This window comes from Flavobacterium sp. (assembly GCF_046155325.1).
In the GTDB taxonomy this organism is placed as follows: Bacteria; Bacteroidota; Bacteroidia; order Flavobacteriales; family Flavobacteriaceae; genus Flavobacterium.
In genome coordinates this window covers 1-3,114 of the sequence record NZ_JBJXDQ010000170.1, presented here as the reverse complement: position 1 = coordinate 3,114, position 3,114 = coordinate 1, and the positions used below count along the sequence as shown (strand labels likewise).

2 protein-coding genes and 1 pseudogene are annotated in these 3,114 nt (G+C 33.8%); all 3 read left to right on the top strand.

The window, feature by feature from the left end; translation table 11 throughout:
* Window positions 1-111, top strand: a pseudogene (locus tag ACKVOD_RS11770) (transposase); the annotation flags it as partial.
* 377 nt (window positions 112-488) lie between these two features.
* Window positions 489-1,484, top strand: coding sequence for a hypothetical protein (locus ACKVOD_RS11765; RefSeq protein ID WP_409209661.1), 996 nt, complete (start codon window positions 489-491; stop codon window positions 1,482-1,484).
* Between the two features lie 892 nt (window positions 1,485-2,376).
* The coding region (locus ACKVOD_RS11760) for a ClpXP adapter SpxH family protein (protein WP_409209660.1) at window positions 2,377-3,114 on the top strand (738 nt) is incomplete at its 3' end.

The window sequence follows — 3,114 nt, the reverse complement described above, 5'->3', positions numbered from 1 at the left end:
CCTGTAAAAGATAAAATTGTGGCACTGACAGAAGATTATTATTTTAGCTCTGCTAGAAATTATGCCGGTTTAGATAATGATTTAGCAATAGTTTTACTTGATTTGTTTTAGTCGCCAATTGGAGTGGACACGGATTGCAAATCCGCGCTATCTGCTCCCGGAACTTCTCGCTTGGCTTGATTGAGAATCTTGTTTTCTCTTAAAGCATCGGGATGCTTTTTTTGTAGTCATAATTTCAAAGTTTTAATTATCTTTGAAAGGTACTAAATCAGCGCGAGTGCTACCGAAGGTTTAGTTCAACAGCACCTACAAGCAATTGGCGGTTCAGTGCATCGTATGACAGTTTAGTGGAGGCACAAACATTTGTTCTTCGTATGAACATTTGTGGTAAAAATCGCCAACTTCTTGTAGCGGCCAACCGTTACAGCCAATGTTATTTAAACACAACTGAAAAATAAATGTTAACACATACCCAAATTTACTTTTGTTTGGCAATTACGATATTAGTTGCTTGCTATTCTGAAAATTGTATATCTCAAACTAATAATCCAATTGAAATGAATAGTCAATCGCAAAAAATTACCGGAGGTTTATCAGGAAAAATCATCAATCTCCCGGAGGTAAATGCCTCCGCCGCCCATTCAATCCTTTCCAGCCAGTTTGTATTAAACGGTAAACCGTTAACAGGCTTCGCGTTTGAAACCAACAAGAAATTTCCTGATGGTAAAAGTTTTAAGCGCAAATTTGGACTTTTAATTCCCGCCACCAATACCAGTATGGAATATGAACTTTGGAGCATCCTATTCAACAATCAGGAGAGCCTTGAAGGTATTGGCCTTCACACCTCAAATATTTATACTCCGAAATTCACCATTTCAAATGAGGCGGATCTGGAGTCATACAAAAATCAATTCATTGGAGGCCTTAAAAATGCTGTTGAAAATTCAGCATTAGCTCAACCGGAATATTTGATTTTGGGCATGAGCCTGGAACATATTGTATACGGATTGAAAGAAATCAGGGAAGTCATGAATAAAATTGAAAGTCAATTTCCTTACTCTTGGTCAACCTGGCATGATGCAGCCGATGCAGCCTTGAAAAAATATAAAGCTAAAAGAATAGGCCTTATTAGCCCCTTCAATGCCAAAGGCAATGAAAACGCAAAAAAAATGTTTGAGGATATGGGCTATGAGGTTGTTACGTCTTTTGGATTTTCCTGTACCAGTTTGCCTGATATTGCCCATATTCCTGATTCGGCAAAAGAGGAAGCAATTTTAAAATATATTGCAACACCTAAAAACAAACTGGACGCAGTGGTTCAACTCGGCACAAACATGAGTATGATTAATGTGACAGAAAAACTTGAATCAAAAATAGGGATTCCCATACTTGGAATTAATGCAGTTACATTTTGGTATGCATTAAGAGAAAATGGATTTAAAGAACCTTTAATAAAGTCAGGAAAGTTGCTAAAGGAATTTTAAGAATCACTGAAAAACATAGAAATATTAAAAAAGCCACTAGCTATAACAGCACCTATCCAATAGACGGGGTTTCGTGCTCCGCAGACACATTTGTGGTTAATCAAAGTTTAGTGCTCCGCATCAACATTTGTGGTGAAAATCGCCACCTTCGCCAAGCCCCAAAACGTTATATTTTATTACTTCTTTTTATATCCCCAAACATCTTGTTTTAACTGCTAAAATTCACAACTCCAATAGAACTTCTTCCCAGTGCCAGTAAGGTTTTACAAAATTGTAGAAATAAAAAAGAGGTCAAAAATGAACTGCCCCCAAAAAGTTAGACACTATTGGAGAAAGTTGCAATTTTGCCTCAATGATTGATAATTCAATTATCTTAAAATCAAACACATAGATTTTAATTTAAAAATTCTACATCAAAAAATAAAGATATTAAAAAAATTTATCTAACATCTTCAAATAACTGATTATGTTACCCTATCAATTCATAATGATATGCTTCTGCTAACTAAGGTTATTAATTTCTATCTTAAATTATGTAAAAGTCTTGTCAGGTTTTTGGGGTTCAGCTTAAAGGTATAAAAAAAACAGCTAGATTATGTTAAAGTTAAATTCTTATCAAAAAGTCTAAATTAGTTGCGAAACATACAGAATTTAAGCAGAAATGAATATATTTGTTTTCACCTAATATCTTGAAATATTAATTATATTATTACCGAAACCTACTTTTTGCTATCAACTTATATAGTTAATAAGCAAAGTTTTAGAATTTTTGAATATGATTTAATGTTGAAATTTTCTGATATTTATATAAATGCGCGGTTTTATCTAAATTCGATCATTTATTAAAAACAGAATTTAAGATTAGTGAAAATGTTACCAAACTCAAACAAAAATGAAAATTAAAAACCCTTTAATGTGTGACCCTGAAAGTGGCATTTGTGAAATACCAACTAACAAAACAAGTTTAGTAAACAGCAGTTTGGAAAAAGCAAAAATAAAACCTATAAAAATAATTTATTATACCGACCCAATATGTTCTTCTTGTTGGGGCATTGAACCACAACTACGAAAGCTAAAATTAGAGTATGGAAACAATATTGAAGTTGAATACAGAATGGGAGGTTTACTTCTTGATTGGAGTTATAATAGTGGAGGAATTAGCAAGCCTTCTGACGTAGCTCATCATTGGGACGAAGCAAGCATTTTTTATCATATGCCCATGGACGGAGACGTTTGGTTAGAAGACCCATTGCATTCGTCTTATCCACCCTCAATTGCATTTAAGGCCGCACAAATACAAGACAATGAAAAGGCAATTTTGTTTCTTCGTGAAATACGAGAAATGGTTTTTCTTCAAAAAAAGAACATTACAAAATGGGAATATTTAGAATTAGCAGGAAAAAAGGTTGGACTTGACATTATTAAGTTCAAAGCCGATTACGAAGGAAAAGCAAAAGAACTTTTTGAAGAAGATTTAAAATTAGGCAGAGAATTAGGCGTAAGGGGTTTCCCTACAATGTTTTTTACAGACTCAACAGGAAATAAAGAAATGGTTTATGGTTCGAAACCATACAGCACGTTTGAGAATGTTTTGGTTAAATTGTATCCTTCTGCTACCAAAAACATTTAT